This window comes from Sphingobacterium sp. UBA7253 (assembly GCF_002472745.1).
Taxonomy (GTDB): Bacteria; Bacteroidota; Bacteroidia; order Sphingobacteriales; family Sphingobacteriaceae; genus Sphingobacterium; species Sphingobacterium siyangense.
Map to the genome: position 1 here is coordinate 1,683 of NZ_DKSP01000079.1, position 19,869 is coordinate 21,551.

General features: G+C 38.8%; 18 protein-coding genes. 9 read left to right on the forward strand and 9 right to left on the reverse strand.

Annotated elements, in window-relative coordinates:
- Positions 1–632: type I pantothenate kinase (gene coaA / locus B2X72_RS07855; protein ID WP_286848951.1), on the forward strand; the 632-nt coding region annotated here is incomplete at its 5' end.
- On the opposite strand, the gene B2X72_RS07860 is transcribed toward coaA, so the two are convergent.
- Positions 629–1,477, reverse strand: coding sequence for a mechanosensitive ion channel family protein (locus tag B2X72_RS07860; protein WP_145326810.1), 849 nt, complete (start codon positions 1,475–1,477; stop codon positions 629–631). The two genes, coaA and B2X72_RS07860, sit on opposite strands and share 4 nt — an antisense overlap.
- 178 nt (positions 1,478–1,655) lie before the next feature.
- Between B2X72_RS07860 and B2X72_RS07865 the strand changes: the two genes are divergently transcribed.
- The 4 genes from B2X72_RS07865 (at position 1,656) to B2X72_RS07880 (ending at position 8,767) form a co-directional block, all read left to right on the forward strand.
- On the forward strand, positions 1,656–3,755 hold the full coding sequence (locus B2X72_RS07865; RefSeq protein ID WP_286848953.1) for a heavy metal translocating P-type ATPase: 2,100 nt from the start codon (positions 1,656–1,658) through the stop codon (positions 3,753–3,755).
- Positions 3,756–3,918: 163 nt separating this feature from the next.
- On the forward strand, positions 3,919–6,483 hold the full coding sequence (gene gyrA, locus B2X72_RS07870) for a DNA gyrase subunit A (RefSeq protein ID WP_120334294.1): 2,565 nt from the start codon (positions 3,919–3,921) through the stop codon (positions 6,481–6,483).
- An 8-nt stretch (positions 6,484–6,491) separates the two neighbouring features.
- A complete protein-coding gene (locus tag B2X72_RS07875; RefSeq protein WP_070568880.1) occupies positions 6,492–7,592 on the forward strand; it encodes a tetratricopeptide repeat protein in 1,101 nt (366 codons plus the stop codon).
- Positions 7,593–7,594: 2 nt separating this feature from the next.
- Positions 7,595–8,767, forward strand: a complete 1,173-nt coding sequence (locus tag B2X72_RS07880; RefSeq protein WP_075992766.1) for a tetratricopeptide repeat protein — start codon at positions 7,595–7,597, stop codon at positions 8,765–8,767.
- Positions 8,768–8,835: 68 nt separating this feature from the next.
- On the opposite strand, the gene B2X72_RS07885 is transcribed toward B2X72_RS07880, so the two are convergent.
- Positions 8,836–9,273 (reverse strand): FKBP-type peptidyl-prolyl cis-trans isomerase, encoded by a 438-nt coding sequence (locus B2X72_RS07885; RefSeq protein WP_201668254.1) that lies wholly within the window; start codon positions 9,271–9,273, stop codon positions 8,836–8,838.
- Between the two features lie 113 nt (positions 9,274–9,386).
- Positions 9,387–9,797, reverse strand: a complete 411-nt coding sequence (locus tag B2X72_RS07890) for an OsmC family protein (RefSeq protein ID WP_145326812.1) — start codon at positions 9,795–9,797, stop codon at positions 9,387–9,389.
- 175 nt (positions 9,798–9,972) lie between these two features.
- Here B2X72_RS07890 and B2X72_RS07895 point away from each other — a divergent pair, with 175 nt between their 5' ends.
- Together B2X72_RS07895 and B2X72_RS07900 are read left to right on the forward strand one after the other, a co-directional pair.
- A complete protein-coding gene (locus tag B2X72_RS07895) occupies positions 9,973–10,224 on the forward strand; it encodes a hypothetical protein (RefSeq protein WP_286848958.1) in 252 nt (83 codons plus the stop codon).
- Positions 10,225–10,277: 53 nt separating this feature from the next.
- Positions 10,278–11,465 (forward strand): MFS transporter, encoded by a 1,188-nt coding sequence (locus B2X72_RS07900; RefSeq protein ID WP_286848961.1) that lies wholly within the window; start codon positions 10,278–10,280, stop codon positions 11,463–11,465.
- A 99-nt stretch (positions 11,466–11,564) separates the two neighbouring features.
- Here the strand turns inward: B2X72_RS07900 and fabV are convergent, their stop codons facing one another.
- On the reverse strand, positions 11,565–12,767 hold the full coding sequence (gene fabV, locus B2X72_RS07905) for an enoyl-ACP reductase FabV (protein WP_286848963.1): 1,203 nt from the start codon (positions 12,765–12,767) through the stop codon (positions 11,565–11,567).
- A 161-nt stretch (positions 12,768–12,928) separates the two neighbouring features.
- Between fabV and B2X72_RS07910 the strand changes: the two genes are divergently transcribed.
- Positions 12,929–13,867, forward strand: coding sequence for a multidrug resistance efflux transporter family protein (locus B2X72_RS07910; RefSeq protein ID WP_349681393.1), 939 nt, complete (start codon positions 12,929–12,931; stop codon positions 13,865–13,867).
- Between the two features lie 8 nt (positions 13,868–13,875).
- Here B2X72_RS07910 and B2X72_RS07915 read toward each other — a convergent pair whose 3' ends face one another.
- The 3 genes from B2X72_RS07915 to B2X72_RS07925 form a co-directional block, all read right to left on the reverse strand.
- Complete coding sequence (locus B2X72_RS07915) at positions 13,876–15,666, reverse strand: ABC transporter ATP-binding protein (RefSeq protein WP_286848968.1); 1,791 nt, start codon at positions 15,664–15,666, stop codon at positions 13,876–13,878.
- 151 nt (positions 15,667–15,817) lie between these two features.
- Positions 15,818–16,612 (reverse strand): S1/P1 nuclease, encoded by a 795-nt coding sequence (locus tag B2X72_RS07920; RefSeq protein WP_075992774.1) that lies wholly within the window; start codon positions 16,610–16,612, stop codon positions 15,818–15,820.
- A 125-nt stretch (positions 16,613–16,737) separates the two neighbouring features.
- A complete protein-coding gene (locus B2X72_RS07925) occupies positions 16,738–17,199 on the reverse strand; it encodes a DUF4268 domain-containing protein (protein WP_286848970.1) in 462 nt (153 codons plus the stop codon).
- A gap of 99 nt (positions 17,200–17,298) precedes the next feature.
- Between B2X72_RS07925 and B2X72_RS07930 the strand changes: the two genes are divergently transcribed.
- A complete protein-coding gene (locus tag B2X72_RS07930; RefSeq protein WP_286848972.1) occupies positions 17,299–17,835 on the forward strand; it encodes a lipocalin family protein in 537 nt (178 codons plus the stop codon).
- Here the strand turns inward: B2X72_RS07930 and B2X72_RS07935 are convergent.
- Together B2X72_RS07935 and B2X72_RS07940 are read right to left on the reverse strand one after the other, a co-directional pair.
- Positions 17,832–18,137 carry a hypothetical protein gene (locus B2X72_RS07935; RefSeq protein ID WP_075994821.1) on the reverse strand — a complete coding sequence of 102 codons (306 nt, stop codon included), beginning with the start codon at positions 18,135–18,137 and terminating at the stop codon, positions 17,832–17,834. The two genes, B2X72_RS07930 and B2X72_RS07935, sit on opposite strands and share 4 nt — an antisense overlap.
- Positions 18,138–18,288: 151 nt before the next feature.
- The gene (locus B2X72_RS07940) at positions 18,289–19,593 is read right to left on the reverse strand and encodes an ammonium transporter (RefSeq protein ID WP_075992776.1); all 1,305 of its coding nucleotides are present in this window, start codon (positions 19,591–19,593) and stop codon (positions 18,289–18,291) included.
- Positions 19,594–19,869: the final 276 nt, after the last annotated feature.

Below are 19,869 nucleotides of genomic sequence, written 5' to 3' on the forward strand. Positions count from 1 at the left end.
AGCGTGTCCTAAGTTTACTCCCATCCAAACCGAAGGTTGATTTGGTGACCACAGACGGTTTTCTATACCCCAACCAACAGCTTATCGAACGTGGTATTCTAAACCGAAAAGGCTTTCCTGAAAGCTATGATGCCAAAAGATTGATTCATTTCCTTTCAGCAGTGAAATCAGGGGCTCCAAAAATTGCGGTACCAGTATACAGCCACTTGGTCTATGACGTCTTACCAGACGAACAACAACAAGTGATTGAACAACCCGACATCCTCATTGTAGAAGGGATAAATGTATTACAAGTCAATTCCCAACGACCACGAAAGGGACATAGCGTATTCGTTTCCGACTTTTTTGATTATTCAATCTATGTACATGCCAGCGAGAAAAATCTTATTGAATGGTATACCAATCGATTTGAATCACTGCGTGCTACGGCATTTCAAAATCCGGCTTCATTTTTCCATAAATATGCAAATATGACAGCTGATGAAAGCCATGCCATGGCTGTGAATATCTGGAACGAAATTAATAAACCCAATCTACTTAAAAACATTTTGCCGACTAGATATCGCGCGGATCTCATTTTAGAAAAAGGAAGCCACCACTTTGTTAAAAATGTCAAAGTAAGAAAGATTTAACCCTGCATTCTTGTAAACTGGAGGATTTCATTTAATATGTTGCTCTGGACCTGCTGATGTATTTTGTTGCTGGACGAGATTGTACTTACCTCAACTTTATACTTGATATAGTCTTTAGTCATATCGGCGACCTTGATTGTAAAGCCCTGGGAATGATCTAAATTTGGGTTTTTCTGAAATAATGGACTTAAATACTGTTCCAATTCCGCCACTGCAAATGAGCGATCAATCGGTAGTTCAAACTTTACAACAATTTTATTTGACTTTTGAGAAGTCTTATTGACCAAAGTCGCGGTAAACACCAAATTATTGGGAATCATCACAGCATCATCATCTTCATCGCGCACAACCAGATTGGCCAATGTGATATCAACAATTTTCCCCTGATATTCACCTATTTTTATGCGATCTCCAACGGAAAATTGATCCGAAAACATAATAATCAAACCGGATATCATATTCGTGATATATTCTCTAAAAATTACCGCAATCGCCATTGCGACAATTGTCATGCTGGTGATAAAATCTTTTGGATTAATACCAACCGCTATCATTAGGCTGACTATAATAAAAAAAACATTGCCTACTGTAGCTACACGTGTAATTCCGAGCACAAAATTACCCCGGACAACCTGCTGTTCATTTCGACTGTTGTATAGTTTTACAAGGATAAAATGACCGATTGAGATCAGGACACTAGCTGTTAGAAAAGTATTTAAGCCGTAAGCCATATTCCGGATGACCTCCCGCTGCATATAAAAGGTTTCAAATTGAACAAATGATGCCGTTAACGCAATCAGCAGTATAATTCGTACAATAAAAGAAATTGAAATTGGTTTTGTCATTTTTTACACAAGCTTAAGTTGTCTGTCTAGTCAAATTTTAATGTTCTCCCATTCGCTATGCACGATAGTTCATGTAAAACGGCCACAAACAGGCTTGCTAAACTAAACAATTTTACTTTACGTAAAAAGCATTATCAGGAAATAGCTATCTTTGCCTAAAGACATTACATGCTATTAAATGAAGGAATCGAACGTGCAAACTGAACTTAACGTAAGCGGAATGCATTGTGCAAATTGTGCTATTTCAATCCACAAATACCTAGAAAACAACGGCGCTAAGGATATCTACGTCGATTTCGTCTCAGATGAAGTGAAATTTTCGGAGATCCCCCTGGAACAAATACCTGTGCTAGTCAAAGGTATCGAGTCTTTGGGTTACAAAGTTATTTCGGATAAGGATAAGAAGCCTAGCTTTTGGAAATCTATTGATTTTAAGTTCCTTTGCTGCCTCATCTTCACCATACCCCTATGGAGCCACATGTTTACAGACTTACCCATTCTGCATGATCCTTATATCCAACTTGCGCTATGTGTCCCAGTTTATATCATTGGTTTTTCCTATTTTGGAATCAGCGCATTCCGTTCCATTTGGAACAAAATGCCCAATATGGATGTACTCATCTTTGTTGGATCTACAGCTGCGTTTAGCTATAGCCTCATTGGAACATATTATAATTTAGGGCATGATTACCAGTTCTACGAAACATGCGCAACAATTATAACATTGGTATTTTTGGGGAATGTCCTCGAAAAAAGAGCCGTTACAAAAACCACATCAGCAATCAAAGAGTTGGTTAAATATCAGGATATACCTGCTATTAAAATTGAAGACGACCAAGAAGTAGAGATATTAGCCCGAGACATTAAATCAGGTGATATTTTAAAGGTAAATTCCGGAAATCAGATACCTGCTGATGGCGATATTTTGGAAGGACAGGCTTGGGTGGACGAATCTATGCTAACCGGAGAAAGTCTACCTATTGAAAAACTCAAATATGATGCTGTCATTGGTGGTACCTTACTAACTGAAGGAAATATCAGAATCGTGGCGACCAAAGTTGGGTCTAAAAGTGTACTGTATCAAATTATTCAATTAATTAAAGATGCGCAAAGTAAAAAGCCACCTATTCAAAAATTCGGTGATAAAGTAGCCGCTTATTTCGTCCCAATCGTCGTTACGATATCATTCTTCACTTTTTTTATTACTTACTTTATTGCACAATTACCGCTCCAACAATCCCTCATGAATGCGATAGCTACACTTGTTGTATCTTGCCCATGCGCCATGGGGTTAGCAACACCTACAGCCGTCATGGTTGGTCTGGGAAGAGCTGCAAAAAAAGGAATACTGATCAAAGGCGGAAGCACCATTGAGGAGATGTCCGATCTCAAACAGATGGTATTTGACAAAACGGGCACCTTAACAACTGGCGATTTTAATATCAAAGCGATTCAGACCTTTGGTATTGAACAATCGCAAGTCGAATCGATCATAGCACAATTGGAGAGTTATTCGAGTCATCCGATTGCCAAGTCGATCCGAAAACAACTCAAGGAGATAAAATCTTACCGCATTATCTTTAAGGAAGTCAATGAAATAAAAGGGAAAGGGATATTTGCTAAAGACACAAATGGTAATAACTATTCCATTTGCAATGCAAAACTTGGTGAAAAGGATTACTCCAATCGCTATGATCTTGCCTTAACAATCAATGGCGTTGTAATTGCTGGCATTGTATTGGAAGATCAGATTAAGCCCTACGCAAAGGAACTCATCCAATACCTCAAAGATAAAGGGATACGCCCTATTCTTTTGAGTGGGGATCGACAAAGTAAATGTGAACGCACAGCGCAAAAGCTTGGTATTGCTGATGTATACTGGGATAAGTCGCCAGAAGAAAAACTAGAAATATTGTTCAAGCTCAAAAAGAATGGCCCTACTGCAATGGTTGGTGACGGTATCAATGACGCTCCGGCATTAGCTGCTGCCGATGTTGGCATCTCGCTCGGTGATTCGACACATATTGCTATTCAATCGGCAAAGGTGGTTTTATTAAACAATGATCTCAAATCCATTGAAAAGCTGCTAAAGATTGGTCACCATACCCTATTGACAATAAAACAGAATCTATTTTGGGCCTTCGCGTACAATATTGTGGCCATACCGCTTGCCGCTGTGGGCTTTCTCGGACCTATGCTTGCAGCCTTAAGCATGGCCTTTTCAGACTTAATTGTCATAGGCAATTCGATTCGGCTCCGCTTTAAAAAAATCAAATAAAAACGATACCCCATAAGTACCAAGACAATCCATAAAAGATTGTCTTTTTTGTGTATATTAGGGCTTAAATCATTCGCTTTTGAGGTTAAATTTTTGTAACTTCGCATGCGTAGCAAGCCAGTTTACAGGGCTTGCTTACTAGTTTTATTGAAACCAAATTCATATGGCTGAAGAAACAGAAAACGACAACAATCTTGTTCCGGCAAACGACCGGATTATCCCAATCAACATCGAGGATCAGATGAAGTCTGCCTACATTGACTATTCCATGTCTGTCATTGTATCAAGAGCACTTCCTGATGCCCGTGATGGCATGAAACCAGTACACAGACGTGTTCTTTATGGCATGCTGGACTTAGGGGTTACCAGTGGCAAGCCTTACAAAAAGTCTGCCCGTATCGTCGGTGACGTATTAGGTAAGTATCACCCACATGGTGATTCGTCCGTTTATGACACCATGGTTCGTATGGCTCAAGATTGGAGTTTACGCTACCCTTTGGTAGATGGTCAAGGTAACTACGGTTCCATTGATGGCGATCCACCTGCGGCGATGCGTTACACTGAGGCAAGATTAAAGAAAATTGCCGAGGAAATGCTATCCGATATCAACAAAGATACTGTTGATTTCCAAAATAACTTTGACGATTCCTTACAAGAACCAACAGTCCTTCCTACGCGTATTCCAAACCTCCTGGTAAATGGAGCTTCGGGTATTGCTGTAGGTATGGCTACAAATATGGCTCCGCATAACCTATCTGAGGTTATCGATGGTACAATTGCTTTTATTGATAATCGTGATATTGAGGTTCCAGAATTGATGCAGCACATCAAAGGCCCAGACTTCCCTACAGGTGCATTGATCTACGGCTATGCCGGGGTTCAAGATGCCTGTAATACAGGACGCGGTCGTATTGTCATGCGTGCAAAAGCTGAAATAGAAGCAACCAAGTCTGGAAGAGAGCAGATTATTGTTACCGAAATTCCCTATCAGGTGAACAAGGCGAATATGATCGAGCGTACAGCCGAACTGGTTAATGAGAAGAAACTAGAAGGTATATCTGCCATCCGTGATGAATCGGACCGTACGGGTATGCGTATTGTGTACGACATCAAACGTGATGCAAATGCAAATGTTGTTCTAAACAATTTGTTTAAATACACAGCGCTACAAACTTCATTTTCAGTAAACAACATTGCTTTAGTTAAAGGAAGACCAATGCTGTTGAATCTGAAAGATATGATTCATGAGTTTGTGGAGCATAGACATGATGTAATCGTTAGACGTACACGCTATGAACTGGCAGAAGCTGAAAAACGTGCTCATATTCTAGAAGGGTATTTAATTGCCTTAGATCATTTGGATGAAGTCATCAAATTGATCCGTAACTCGGATACACCAGAAGATGCACGCGTCGGTTTAATGGAAAAATTTGGCCTGTCCGACCTTCAGGCTCGCGCGATCCTCGATATGACATTACGTCGTCTAACAGGACTGGAACGTGATAAAATCAAAGAGGAATATGCTGAATTGATGAAAACAATTGACTATTTGAAATCGATATTGGAAGACGAAGAGCTTCGTATGAAAATTATCAAAGACGAGTTAATTGAAATCAAGGAAAAATACGGTGACGAACGTCGATCTCAGATTGTACACTCTGCTGAAGATATGCGTATGGAAGATTTTATTGATGATGAAGAAATCGTTATCACAATCTCCCACAATAGTTACGTAAAACGTACACCATTATCCGAATACAAACGCCAAGGCCGCGGTGGTCGTGGATCAATTGGCACAAACACACGCGAAGAAGATTTTACCGAGCATATCATCACGGCCTCAGCACATAATTATATGCTGCTATTTACAGAGGCAGGTCGCTGTTTCTGGTTGCGTGCATTTGAGATTCCTGAAGGAAGCCGTACTTCTAGAGGTCGTGCCCTTCAAAATATCATCAATGTTCCAAAAGAAGAAAAAATCAAGGCCTTCATCCTGGTGAAGAACTTGAAAGACCAAGAATATTTGGAAAACAACTTCATTATTATGTGTACCAAAAAAGGTACGATTAAGAAGACGTCTTTGGAAGCCTATTCTCGTCCAAGAGCAAACGGTATCAATGCCATCAATATTAATGAAGGCGATCAATTAATTGAAGCTTGTTTGACTACTGGAAGCAGTGAAATTGTCATGGCTCTCCGTTCTGGTCGAGCAATTCGTTTCAATGAATCTACAGTTCGTCCAATGGGCAGAACGGCAACAGGTGTACGTGGTATCACCTTGGGAGCTGAAAGTGATGAAGTGATTGGCATGATTAGTGTGAATGATTCGGAAACTACCGTGCTGGTCGTTTCTGAAAAAGGATACGGAAAACGGACAGATATCGAGGATTATCGCGTAACGAATCGTGGTGGTAAAGGTGTGAAAACAATCAACGTTACAGATAAAACAGGCGAACTCGTTGCGATAAAAGGCGTTACAGACAACGAAGATTTAATGATCATCAACAAGTCTGGTATTGTTATCCGTATTGCTGTGGAAGAATTAAGAGTAATGGGACGTGCAACACAAGGTGTAAGACTCATTAATTTAAAAGATAACGACGAGATCGCTTCTATTACGAAAGTCGATCGTGAAGAAGAATCTGAAGAAGAGTCTGAACTGACCGAAGAGTCAACGGAAAATGGCGATTCAACTTCTGAAGAAAACACGGACTCAAACGAAGAATAAATAGTCTAATGAAAAACTTACTGATATCATTGTTAATATCTGCAAGTAGTTTAACTGTTGTTGCCCAATCTAATCTGAAAGAGGGCAGCAACAGTTTTGCTTTATATACCAAAACTGGCGAATTTAAAAATCTTGAAAATGCGCGAAAGTTTGCAGACGCCGCCTTCCAATCGAAGAAAGATTCAGCCTCTGTTAACAATAACCTTTTAAGAGCATTGGTATATAGCTCCTTGGCAGTTGCAGATTCAACAAGGAAGCAGCCATATAAAATGGATCCTATCGACGTATCCATCAAATCACTTAAGCTTCTGGATCAAAAAAAAGCACGTCGAAACTTTCCTGCAGAGATGGACTATATTCGTCAAAATCTTGCTGGAGCCATCTCCTATCAGGGAGCTTTGGCTTTAAAAGATGGCAAGTTTGACAAAGCGTATAAAGCTTACCTTCGAATAGATTCACTTGGCTTCAAAAATAATGATCTCAAATATAATCTGGCCGTACTCTCCGGCAAGAATAAAGATTATATGAATTCGATCAAATATTATGACGAACTGATTAAAAGTGAACATCCAAAACCTAATTACTTTCTTGAATTGGCACAGATTTATTCGCTTGGAGGTACTAAACAGGATGTCTTGAACGTTCTTGAAAAAGGACATGCTATATTTCCTGAAAATAAACAGATACTTTTTAGATTAATTGATGTGTATTCAGCCAATAATTCTTATGACGCTATCTTAAATGTCATTGCTGATGCCATTCGTTTAGAACCTGAAAATGTCGAACTGAACTATATTGCGGGCTATTCTTATGAAAACGCCAATGATATAAAACGAGCGAAAGAGTATTATAATAATGTATTGCGGTTGGATCCGAATAATTATGAATCTAATCTTGCATTAGGGCTAATTAATCTGGAGACTTTATTGAAGGAACCTTCCAACCAAGATATACAAGAGTTGACCATCGAGTATCTGTTGAAGGCAAATGAGATTAAGCCTTATGATGTCAATGCGCTTAAAGCTTTGGCTAAATATTATAAGCTTATTGATGACGCATCACAATTAGACAGAGTGAATTTATTATTGAATCAATTAACAGTTAAATAGATATGAATTTAAAATCTCTATTATTATTAGCAGCAATAGGTACTGTATCTACCTCAGTTTCTTTTGCGCAGACGGGTAATGTTAAAAAGGCGAAGTCAGCCCTAGCGAAATTCCAAGAATTGAAAGACGCTGGTACAGTTCAATTGGGTATCTCCAATTTGAAATCGGCAAAAGAAGCTATTGACGCAGCTGTTGTCAATGACAAAACAAAAGATAATGCTGAGGCATGGACGGTATACGCATTGGTAAATGCAAACCTATCAACAATAGATAAGTCATCTGAATTAGCGAAATTGGCTGAGGACGGAATTGCTAGAGCAAAACAGCTCGATACAGACGGTGCAAATAAAGCGAATATTACTGTTGCAGAACAAATTCTGGGACAATATAATTTCAATTTGGGTGCAGAAGCCTATCAAGCACAAAAATATGCTGAGTCTTACAGCTCCTTTACAAAAGCATTGACATATCTTCCTGGAGATACATTAGTTACTTATTACAGTGGCGTTGCAGCACTATCAAACAAAGATTATAAGAATGCTGTGGAACGTTATAAAGAACTAATTCCAAGAAAAGATTTCTCTTCGCATAAAACGATTATGGTCGATTTACCTAAATTGTACCTCTCTATGCAAGATACGACTTCAGCACTTGAATATGCAAAAAAAGCAGCTGAAGCTTATCCAGATGACAATGCAGCAATGACTCAAAACATCGAATTGAATTTGATTACAGGTCACGAAAAAGAAACAATTGATGCCATTACAGCACAATTAGCAAAAGATCCAAACAATAAAAGCTTAAATTATTACTTAGGTATTGCCCAATCTTCAGCAAAAAATGAGGATGCAGCAGTTGCAGCATACAAAAAGGCTTTGGAAATCGACCCTAACTTTTTTGAAGCAAATACAAATTTGGCGATCACGTTGATGAACAAAACACGTGAAAAATTAAATGTTGTTAATAATAACAGGAAATTGACGCAGGCACAATATGATGCAGAATTAAATAAGATTAAAGCAGAATTAAAGCCAGTGCTTCCGTACTTGGAGAAAGCAGTTTCTTTGCAGCCCAAAAATGTAGATGCTTTAACGAATTTAAAGAACTACTATATTTTTATGCAAGACGAAGCTAAAACTGCCGAAATCAATGCTAAGATCAAAGAAGTAGAATAAAAAAATAAGCTTTCATAAAAAAGCCCGCATCTTATTATGCGGGCTTTTTTATGAAAGTCTTTTTTGTGTTAAGCTAAAATGGCAATCAACTCAATCTGAAATATCAACGTACATTCCCCTCCTTTTCGAGGTAACAATTCTTCCTTTCCATAAGCCAGCTTTGGTGGAAGACACACTTCCCAGATTGACCCAACAGGCATCATTGAAATCGCTTCTTGCCAACCGACTATGAGTTCATTGATATAGAACGTTTCGGGGCGCTTCCGTTTGTACGAACTGTCGAATACGGTTCCGTCCAAAAGCTCGCCTTTATAATGACAGATAACTTTCGCGGACTTTTTGGGAATCTGCCCCGCCCCCGTTGTTAATACCTTATAGTGCAAACCCGATGCACATACAACAGCTCCTTCCTGCTGTGCATACTTTTCCAAAAAGACCTTTCCAGCCTCCAGATTCTTTTCCGCAAGCGCTGCTGAACTTAATTTATTTTTCTTTCTCTGAACCAAAACTCAATTGATTAAAATTCAATATTGCTAATTATTTATGATATCCTCAAAATAACAGCTTTTTCTCCTTTTTACGAAAAAAGACCGAGTTTTTGTTCAATACTGTACCTTTATCAGCGTAGCTTTGCATCTAAGGTTTTCTCGAAGCTGAACGCCTTACTCACAGGACAGTTTTCCTTCGCTTTATGCGCTATTGTTTGAAACTCAGCTTCGGTAATCGTTGGAACCTTTCCTTTCAGCTCCAGTTCAGATCGCACTATTGAACCGTTTTCGAATACAATTGTTGACACTGTCGTTAATTCCTCGGGAACAAAACCAGACTCAGAAAGATAAGCGCTCAATTGCATGGTGAAACATCCAGCGTGCGCTGCTGCCAATAATTCTTCGGGATTTGTCCCAATACCATTTTCAAAACGTGTCGAAAATGAATATTGCGTATGATCCAACGCTGTACTGTCTGTAGTCAGACTACCTTTTCCTTCTTTCAGATTGCCATTCCATTGGGCTGTTGCTTTTCTTCTCATGTTTTCTACGATCAATTATTTAATTTTTCCTATGTCAATTTCTCCTGTCGCGTTTCTAACTTTTCAGGTATCTTTTATAGAACAAAGAGTCGATCAAAAAGTTGTACACTATTGAATAAATTGATGTCGCATTTTAGACAGTGCTTACGTTAACAGTTGTATTAAAACTAAACTCATGAATAAACTATTGTACCTTTTTATCTTTGTAATTGCGTTCGCTTCATGTAAAACTCGTCAAGTCAAAGAACAGGCTTTAATACAAGACTGTCCTGAAGAGAAGATTGTTAATAAAATCCCCGGCCCTCCAGTAAAGGGTGAATCTGAAAAAGTTTACTATATCTATCAAGGCAAAAGAATTTCACCAAAACAATTTGATCAAGAATGGCTCGAGAAAAATTGTGATATTAAAGAGACAGTTGTTTATTGATTTTATTTCTAAAAACAAGCATAAAGACGTAATTTCGCCTAAAATTTTTTATAATGACAATTTCTCTTCGGGAGGTCAATCAAAAGATTTTAGGCTATGTCTCTTTAACTTTCCTTGGTTATTTCACAATCGGCCTATCGCTTGCAACCCTTCCCATCTTTATTCATCAAACTTTAGGATTTAATACAATTATTGCGGGATTGGTCATTAGTGTTCAGTATGTTGCTACATTCTTACTCCGCGGTTATGCAGGAAAAATTGTGGACACCAAGGGTCCCAAGATTTCAGTTTTGCGCAGCATGTTATTTTTTGCATTATCTGGACTCCTTCTGCTCCTTGTTTTCTTATTTAAATCACAGCCTTTTATCAGTTTAGGGCTTCTGCTCATTACCCGTTTGTTTACTGGAATTGGAGAGGGTCTGGTGGGTGCGAGCCCTATAAATTGGGCATTAATGGAACTCGGCGATGAACATGCTGCAAAAGCAATTTCTTTCAACGGAATAGCCAGCTATGGTGCATTGGCTATTGGCGCACCCTTAGGTGTTTTGATGGTGGATCATATCAATTACGAAGCTTTGGCTCTACTTACCAGTGCGGTTGGCCTCCTTGGTTATTTTTATTGTCGCGCTAAAACACCCTACCAAGTGGCACGAAAAAAGGCTGAAAAAGTGAGTTTTAAGCGCGTATTGCTTTTAGTCGCACCCTTTGGAATCTGTCTTGCTTTAGGAGGTCTAGGCTTCGGTAGTATATCCACTTTTATGACGCTTTACTATGAACATTTCAATTGGCAAAATGGTGCAGCTTGCTTAACTATATTTGGCGTATTCTTCATTTTAACACGGCTTATTTTCAATAAGGTTATTGACCAATATGGCGGACTTAAAGTTGCTTTAGTGAGTCTTTTCGTTGAAACATTAGGTCTCATGGTTATCGCAGTGGCTGTTGATCCATTATGGACCCTATTGGGCGCAGCATTAACGGGTTTTGGCTTCTCACTGGTATTTCCAGCGCTTGGTGTCGAAGCCATTAAGCGGGTAGATCAAAGTCAACAAGGCTCTGCTCTGGCTGCTTACGGACTATTTATAGACATTTCACTAGGTATCACAGGCCCTTTAATTGGCTTTGTGGCCAATAATATGGGTATGACAGCGATATACCCATTTAGTACCATTATGGTTTCTATTGGTTTTGCCGTTGTTGGAAACCTACTCTATCAAAAACGGCGGGAGCTGACACCATAGTCTCCCAAACATATAAACATAGCATCAAAGATATACCTACAAAAAGAGCGGATAATGTTTAAACATTATCCGCTCTTTTTGTAGGTATATCCGTTAAAATTAACCTTCAATACTAGGTACACCAACAACTTCATTGGTATCAGCGTTGTAATCGATACCGTCGAAATTGAAACCGAACAAATTGAAAAACTCGTTACGGTAACCTTCAATGTCTGAAATTTCGGCTAAATTTTCAGTTGTTGCTTTCTCCCATAATGCTGCAACTTCAGCCTGAACATCTTCACGCATTTCTAAGTCATCAACACGGATACGACCTTTGTCATCAAGCAATACCTTTCCGTGAGCGGTATAAAGTCGCTCAGCAAACAAACGTTGCATTTGTTCAATTGTACCTTCGTGAATACCTTTTTCCTTCATGACTTTATACAATAAAGAAATGTATAAAGGAACAACTGGAATAGCTGAACTGGATTGCGTAACCAAGGCTTTATTCACCGATACATAAGATACACCATTAATATCGCTCAAAATCGCGTTTATTGCAGGCACTGTTCCTTCTAAATCATCCTTTGCACGACCAATCGTACCATTACGGTAAATTGGATAAGTAAGTTCAGGACCTATGTAAGAATAGGCAACTGTTTTTGCTCCTTCAGCTAACACACCAGCAGCTTTAAGATCTTCGATCCAAAACTTCCAGTCTTCTCCACCCATAACAGCTACAGTATTCGCAATATCTTCTTCATTTTCAACTGGCTGAATGGTAATGTCTGAAATTACACCCGTATGAAAATCTACCGTTTTGTTGGTAAAAGGTTCTTGTATCGGTTTCAAAACAGAAGCGTGTGCCACGCCAGTTTTTGGATGCGTACGACGTGGTGATGCCAAACTATATACCACTAAATCAACCTGTCCTAGATCCTTTTTAATAAGTTCAATAGTCTGTTTTTTCACTTCGTCCGAAAACGCATCGCCATTGATACTTTTGGCATATAATCCCGCCTCATGGGCTTCTTTCTCAAAAGCTGCCGAATTGTACCATCCAGCAGTTCCTGGCTTGCCTTCTGCCGCAGGTTTTTCAAAAAATACACCGATTGTAGCAGCTCCAGAACCAAATGCTGCAGAAATCCGAGATGCAATACCAAATCCAGTAGAAGCACCGATTACCAATACTTTCTTTGGACCATTCGCGATCTCACCTTTGGATTTCACGTATTCAATTTGATTTTTAATGTTTTGCGCAGCCCCTTGTGGATGCGAGGTTAAACAAATAAAACCTCTAGTTCTTGGTTGTATAATCATCTTGATTAATTTTCTTACTACTTGTTTTATTGATTAGGCAAAATAAGGAATTTTAAATGAGAAAATCGCGATAAAAATCAATTAGTTTTTGTTTCATTTCCATTTGAACGGACATTTGCTTACTTTCACAAAGTTAAGTATACATCGCACTCCTTTTATTTATGCCAATCCAATTTACAATAAAAAAAAATAAAAAAAATGCACTTTTTTTAGGAACGCTAGCTGCATTATTTTTTGCCAGCACCTTTGTTCTAAACCGAATTATGGCAGTCTCCGGAGGAAGTTGGCAATGGACAGCGTCTTTACGTTTTATTTGGATGCTTCCAATCTTACTTATCATTGTTACCATAAGAGGAAACCTCATCGATTTACTCAAAGAAATCAAATCCAACCTTTTGCAATGGCTTCTTTGGAGTACGATCGGATTCGGGCTATTCTATGCAACACTTACCTATGGCGCAAATTATGGCCCATCTTGGCTCGTAGCTAGCACCTTCGAATTCACCATTATAGCCGGCATGTTTATTGGTCCGCTACTTGATAAAAAAGGGCAACGAAAAAGCATTTCAAAAGCTTCACTCCTCTTCTCCATCCTTATTTTTTTAGGTATTCTTTTGATGCAAATTTCAGAAGCTCAGTCAACTTCCTTAAATACAATGCTATTGGGGACCATCCCAGTGTTGATCGGCGCTATTGCCTATCCCTTAGGTAACCGTAAAATGATGAAAATATCGAACAATAGATTGGATGCTTTTCAACGTACACTCGGTATGACACTCTGTAGTATGCCATTTTGGATTATCCTGAGCCTATTTGGCTATTTAGATAATGGTCTACCCACTGATAGTCAACTTTTCCAAACCTTTTTAGTAGCCATCTGCTCGGGAGTAATTGCCACACTTTTATTTTTCTCAGCTACCGATTTCGTTCATCAGGACCATAAAGCATTGGCAGCTGTAGAGGCAACACAGGCCATGGAAGTCATTTTTACGTTGGTTGGCGAAATTCTTATCCTGCAGGCGGCGCTTCCGAATGTATATTCCTGTATTGGTATTGTCATGGTGGTCATTGGCATGATTCTACATAGTCGCACAAGTTAATAATACCCTCACCTTTCATCTACGTGTAATGTTCGGCTTATTTTACTCAGGTTTAAACTATTGGCCATTGCTGAGAAAATATCATAATAAGTTCCTCTATGTGCGTATAGATCTTCATGTTGCCCTTTCTCCACCACCATTCCCTTTTCCATAACCACAATGGCATTGGAATCGATGATCTGAGAGATACTATGCGAAACGATAATTACTGTACGGTCTTTCTTTATGGCATCCAAACTATTTTTAATCTGTTCGGTCGCGATGGCGTCCAAATTAGCCGTAGGCTCGTCGAGAAAAATAATCGGTGGATTTTTTAAAAATAAACGGGCTATGGCGATCCGCTGCTGTTGGCCCCCTGATAGTGACTGCGCATCTGAATCATAACCTTTGGGCAGATCCATAATCTGCTCATGAATATAGGCTTTCTTGGCTGCTTCAATAATTTCTTCCCTAGAACTTCCCATCTTACCATACTCGATATTTTCAAAGATAGTCCCTTTAAAAATATGATTACGCTGCAATACCATACCGATATGTCGACGGAGAAACGCTGTATCATACTTTGCCAGATCTACCCCATCCAAAAAAATTTGGCCACTGCTAGGTTCATAAAATTTATCCAATAAGTTGATAATCGTGCTTTTCCCGGCCCCACTCAGCCCCACTAAAGCTGTGATTTCATTCGGCTTGATCTCAAAATTCACGTCCTTTAAAGCAACGGTTCCATTTGGATATTCAAAAAATACATTCCGTAACGCCAAATGTCCTTGAATATGTGCTGGCTTATAATCACCCTTTGATTCAATATGCTCGTCAGATTCCAAAATTTCGAAGAAAGATTCTGAATAGATCAGGGCATCGTTTACCTCATCATAAATACGGTGCAGCTGACGTATCGGCGCCGAAACGTTATTAAATAACATGATATGAAACATAATCGCACCAATAGTAATTTGGCCAGAGAGAACAAGATAAGCTGTTAAAACGATGATAATGACGACAGCAATCTGTTCGACAAAATTTTTAATGCTATCATAAAGAAAACTCGTTTTTCGAGTTTCCATTTGATTCTCCGTCATTTCAAATTGGATCTTTTCATGACGTTTAGCTTCTTCTGGCTCCCGAACGAATGATTTAATTACTAAAATTGAATCGATCAAACTAATGATCCGGTTATTTTTCGACTCCCTGTAATTGCGCATCTGCCGCCTAAAGCCTGTCAACTTGGAGGCTTGAGTCTGACTAATATAAAGATACAAAGGAATAACAGCCACTCCCACCAGACCTACATATACATTAGCGTAGAACATACAGATTAATGCAATGATTGCATTTGCAAACAAAGGCAGAATATCAATAAAGAAATTTTGGACCAAACGTGTCAACGAACTAATACCGGCATCTATCCGGGTAGCCAATTTGCCACTTTCATTATCACTTGAGGTATAAAAGGCTAACTTATAGGTTAAAATGCGGTTTACAATGGATTGAGAGAAGTCCCGTGCGATATAAATTCGAAGTTTCTCTCCATAAAATTTCTGACCAAACTGAACAAAAGCGTAGACAATTTCTTTAATTAACAAAATAATACTGATCATGCCGACTAGATACATGCCTTTTGATAAGGGTTCTTTGGCGACCATCAGGTCATTAATTCGATCGACGGTATACCGTAAAATAAAAGCATTTATTTGCGCAGCAAAAGACCCCACTACCGTTAATAACAAGGTATAAATAATCAGCTGACGATAGGGTTTGGCAAAGGGAACAATTTTTTTAAATAATTGCGGGATAGTCATTGAAATTGATTTTAATATAGAGGAAACAACTAATCTAGGGACATTGTTTAAATGAAAGCATAAAATCAATGTGATCGCAATGAAGTACTACGACAAAAAAGGCGTATCGTTTCATGATACGCCTTTCCAACAATTTGCGGTAGTCGCAATATTAACCAAAAATTCGATTTAAGACTTTAGCTAGCCTTAAGCCTCCTTTTAGCATACATTGCTCCATAATATCCTTGTTTTGATAAACATAGGAGTACGATAAATTGGCATTATTGGCTACGTCAGCGTAAATCTTTTCAGCCAATTGATTTGATTCATACAACCAGTTAGCGAGCTCTCCAGCCGCCAGCTGTTCATTCTCTTTTTTGTTATTCACATCTAAAACAGTTGCAAACTCGGTATAACTATACTTCTCATTGTCGACCAAATCACTATCCCAAACACGGTGAATATTTGATTTTTTTCCAAACCAGCTTACTTCAATCTTATTACCACCTTGATCCTCGGCACGGCTAACATGCATGGGTTGATGCGCATCGCCCAGAATATGGATCAAGAAATACAGGTTTTGCTTTTGTTGATCCATTGGAATAGTCTTATCTGCAAAGGATTTCTCAATACGGAGCGCTGTCTTATACAGATTCTCATCAGCTGAATTTTCTAAACCCAATTGAAAATCCGCCCAGGGTAAATTTGAGTTTAAATTTATAAAATGAGAATTCCCCAGTTTTTTAAATTCCGGATTGGGATCTGATTTGATAAAATCCCCCCAGTTGGCCCAATAGGCCAGCTTTTGCTGTCCAATAATTTTTCCAATATTCTTTTTGGCTTTTTTAGTCAAATGGCGTTCCGCAATTTCAGCCACGACACGATGCCCTGTTGTCCCCCACGCAAATACCGAAGAAAGCTGAAAACACAATGCCATTGCCAGCAAACCCTTGATCATTTTTTTCATTAGATTGTTGTTTTAAATGATGACGAAGCTCCTACCTGTTAGAAAAACGCCGTTCGCTCCCACAAACTGGAGTTGAAAAGCGGAATCAGACCTGTAATAACTCATCTTACTACACTGAATGTTAATTATTTGAAAATATCGAACGTATACTTAGCCGAAGACCAAAACTCATCCAAAGCAATTATTCGAGGCTTAAAAAAAGAAATGAGCTCGGCCCAGTCATCCTCTTTAAAAACACTGTAACCGGTTAAGCTTGTATAGATCCGACAAATCGGCTTTCCATATTCGTCCATTCCGTCCATGTCCCAAATCCACTCTTCTTCAAGAAGATCCTGCAACAATACTTTAAACTGAAGAAATTGTTCTGCCATTAATGCCCTGAGCCCAGCATCAGGCTGGGACCACTGTATCGCAATAGTTGCCAGCTTCTTATCCGCATCCATTCTGAAGTATAAATGCTTAATACCTGTCTTGTAGTTAATCCAATTTGCCTTCTCCCCATCTGCCGATGCATGTAAAGCCATAAATTGGCCAAACTTCGTCCAGAATAACTGTTTCAATTGTTTTATCTCTTCCCTTGAATACACCGATACAAATTTTTAGTCAACAAAATTAGTAAAATAGCTCGGTATGTCTAAACCTTATTGGTATCAAAATTGTTGTTTTAACAATAAACATATTCGAAGATGAACATGGATAAGAAAAAATCACTGTTACTATTAACTGGCATAGCACTTGGGGCTGTGGCTTATAACGCCTTTAAACCTGTCGTCTCGCGACCTGATGTCGTGGATCCATTTGATTTGGATAAATATCTTGGAAAATGGTTTGAAATAGCCAGACTCGACTTCTATTGGGAAAAAGGCTTAAGTCAAGTTTCCGCAGAATATAGCAAAAATAAAAATGGCACAATACGTGTCAATAACCAAGGGTACTCCGAAGACAAAGAACGCTGGAAACAGTCTATCGGAAAAGCCAAATTTGTCAACAGCCCCAATGAAGGCGCACTTAAAGTATCGTTCTTTGGTCCTTTCTACAGTGGATATAATATTGTAAAAATAACGCCGGATTATAAATACGCACTCGTTTTTGGTGACAATCTAGACTATATGTGGATTTTGAGCCGCGAGACGGAGATTCCAGATAAAATCAGAAATGAATTTTTAACCTATGCCCTGCAATGTGGCTATGAAACCGGCGATCTTGTATGGACCAAGCATTAGTCGAAGATCGGAGCTAATAGCGGGTAGTTTAGCGTCTTGTCCTGTGTGAGTACATCAGCTATTTCCTCAATATCTTCCGGCGTGATTGCATTTCTGATACCTGCATTGTAGAGATTTACAAGGAATAGGGCACCCGCACGTTTTTCGTTGAGTGGCAAAATTGAACTCCCGACATAAAAATTTAATACAGATACTGCATAATCACCAAACACGTTAAAACCGAAATCACCATTTTTCTGTAGGCAATAACGCATCATTTTTTCAAAATCAGAACGCAAAGTATCTTTAATCTCAGTAGTCATGAAAATCTTTTTAGAGGCACAGGTACTAGAAATAGCGCATAACATCATACACTTCTCTCCTGGCAGGACAAAAATGCAAAAAATATCCCAAACAATATACCGCTAAGCAGTAGATTGTTTGGGATAAACTATGCGTTATGCTGCGACTAGGTTACAATGCTTCTGCATGTTGAGAAACATCCAAACCAAGCTCTTCATCTGTCTCTTCGACGCGTAATGGAGCAATAAGATCGGTGATCTTCAATAGCACAAGTGAACCAACGAAGGCAAAAAATGACACGGCAAATAGTGCGACCATATGGACAAAAAACAACTTCGTTTCGCCAAAAAATAAACCATTGTCCACAACAACAGGATTAATGTTATGATGGGCAAACACACCGGTAAGTACCATACCAACCATGCCACCTACCCCATGACAAGGGAATACATCCAAGGTATCGTCGATACTTGTTTTACTCCTCAGATATACAACCAGATTACTAACCAACGCGCCAACCAAGCCAATGATCATCGCATGTGGAATACTGACAAAACCAGCTGCTGGTGTAATCGCAACCAAACCAACAACGGCACCGATACATGCTCCCATTGCTGAAGGTTTCTTTCCACGTATGATATCGACAAATATCCATGCCATGGCGGCCATTGCTGATGCTGTAGTCGTTGTCGCAAAAGCGTAAGCTGCCAAAGAATTTGCTCCACCAGCTGAACCTGCATTAAATCCAAACCAGCCAAACCACAAGAGTGCTGTACCTAATATCACGTAGCTTATGCGCGCCGGATTATGAATTTGCATTTTACGTCCTTTTAAATAAATCGCTGCTGCCAATGCTGCCCAACCTGCCGACATGTGCACAACTGTACCCCCGGCAAAATCAAGAACACCAAATTTTGCCAATATACCTTCAGGGTGCCAAGTAGCATGTGCCAACGGCATATAAATAAAAATACTGAACAGAATAATGAATAGCATAAATGAATTAAAACGAATACGTTCCGCAAAAGCCCCCGTAATCAATGCTGGTGTGATAATCGCAAACTTCAATTGAAACATCGCAAACAAAACCAAAGGTATAGTGGGAAGCGCTCCCCAAGCGACATTCCCTAATGTACCTTTCATCATAAAAAATGTACGCGGATCACCGACAATACCACCGATATCATCGCCGAAAGCCAAACTGAAGCCAACAATGACCCAGAGGATTGTCATTAAACACATACATATAAAGCTTTGCATCATCGTTGAAATTACATTCTTCTTGCTAACCATACCGCCATAAAAAAAGGCAAGTCCAGGTGTCATAATCAACACCAATGCAGAAGAAGTTAACAACCAGGCCGTATCTCCCGTATCAAATTCTGCCTTGTTTAAATCAGACAAGTCGATGGACGGAAATACAAGTCCCAATACTCCCAAAAGAACTAGAACAATGAGTGGAATAATTTTTTTCATTTGTTTAAACTGATTAGTGTTTTCAATATATTAATAAAATTGTTAAAAAAATACAAGAACAAAACAAAAACCTACTTTCCCTTATAATTTTTTCAAATATAAAGTCTTTTTGTTAAAAAAATACTATGCTATTTTATTTTTTATGATTTTTTTTACATAATTTCACAAAAACAAACACAAAAACCATAATTACCAATTAATTTTTAAACAAAAACCAATACAAAACAGACAAAACAAAAGAATTAAGCCTTAAAAAATCAAACAAATCAAACTTAA

Bases quoted from the DNA above. Each gene is read 5' to 3' on its own strand.
- B2X72_RS07860 (WP_145326810.1), bottom strand. From the start codon at position 1,477: ATGACAAAACCAATTTCAATTTCTTTTATTGTACGAATTATACTGCTG.
- B2X72_RS07865 (WP_286848953.1), top strand. From the start codon at position 1,656: ATGAAGGAATCGAACGTGCAAACTGAACTTAACGTAAGCGGAATGCAT.
- gyrA (WP_120334294.1), top strand. From the start codon at position 3,919: ATGGCTGAAGAAACAGAAAACGACAACAATCTTGTTCCGGCAAACGAC.
- B2X72_RS07875 (WP_070568880.1), top strand. From the start codon at position 6,492: ATGAAAAACTTACTGATATCATTGTTAATATCTGCAAGTAGTTTAACT.
- B2X72_RS07880 (WP_075992766.1), top strand. From the start codon at position 7,595: ATGAATTTAAAATCTCTATTATTATTAGCAGCAATAGGTACTGTATCT.
- B2X72_RS07890 (WP_145326812.1), bottom strand. From the start codon at position 9,797: ATGAGAAGAAAAGCAACAGCCCAATGGAATGGCAATCTGAAAGAAGGA.
- B2X72_RS07895 (WP_286848958.1), top strand. From the start codon at position 9,973: ATGAATAAACTATTGTACCTTTTTATCTTTGTAATTGCGTTCGCTTCA.
- B2X72_RS07900 (WP_286848961.1), top strand. From the start codon at position 10,278: ATGACAATTTCTCTTCGGGAGGTCAATCAAAAGATTTTAGGCTATGTC.
- fabV (WP_286848963.1), bottom strand. From the start codon at position 12,767: ATGATTATACAACCAAGAACTAGAGGTTTTATTTGTTTAACCTCGCAT.
- B2X72_RS07910 (WP_349681393.1), top strand. From the start codon at position 12,929: ATGCCAATCCAATTTACAATAAAAAAAAATAAAAAAAATGCACTTTTT.
- B2X72_RS07915 (WP_286848968.1), bottom strand. From the start codon at position 15,666: ATGACTATCCCGCAATTATTTAAAAAAATTGTTCCCTTTGCCAAACCC.
- B2X72_RS07920 (WP_075992774.1), bottom strand. From the start codon at position 16,612: ATGAAAAAAATGATCAAGGGTTTGCTGGCAATGGCATTGTGTTTTCAG.
- B2X72_RS07930 (WP_286848972.1), top strand. From the start codon at position 17,299: ATGAACATGGATAAGAAAAAATCACTGTTACTATTAACTGGCATAGCA.
- B2X72_RS07935 (WP_075994821.1), bottom strand. From the start codon at position 18,137: ATGACTACTGAGATTAAAGATACTTTGCGTTCTGATTTTGAAAAAATG.
- B2X72_RS07940 (WP_075992776.1), bottom strand. From the start codon at position 19,593: ATGAAAAAAATTATTCCACTCATTGTTCTAGTTCTTTTGGGAGTATTG.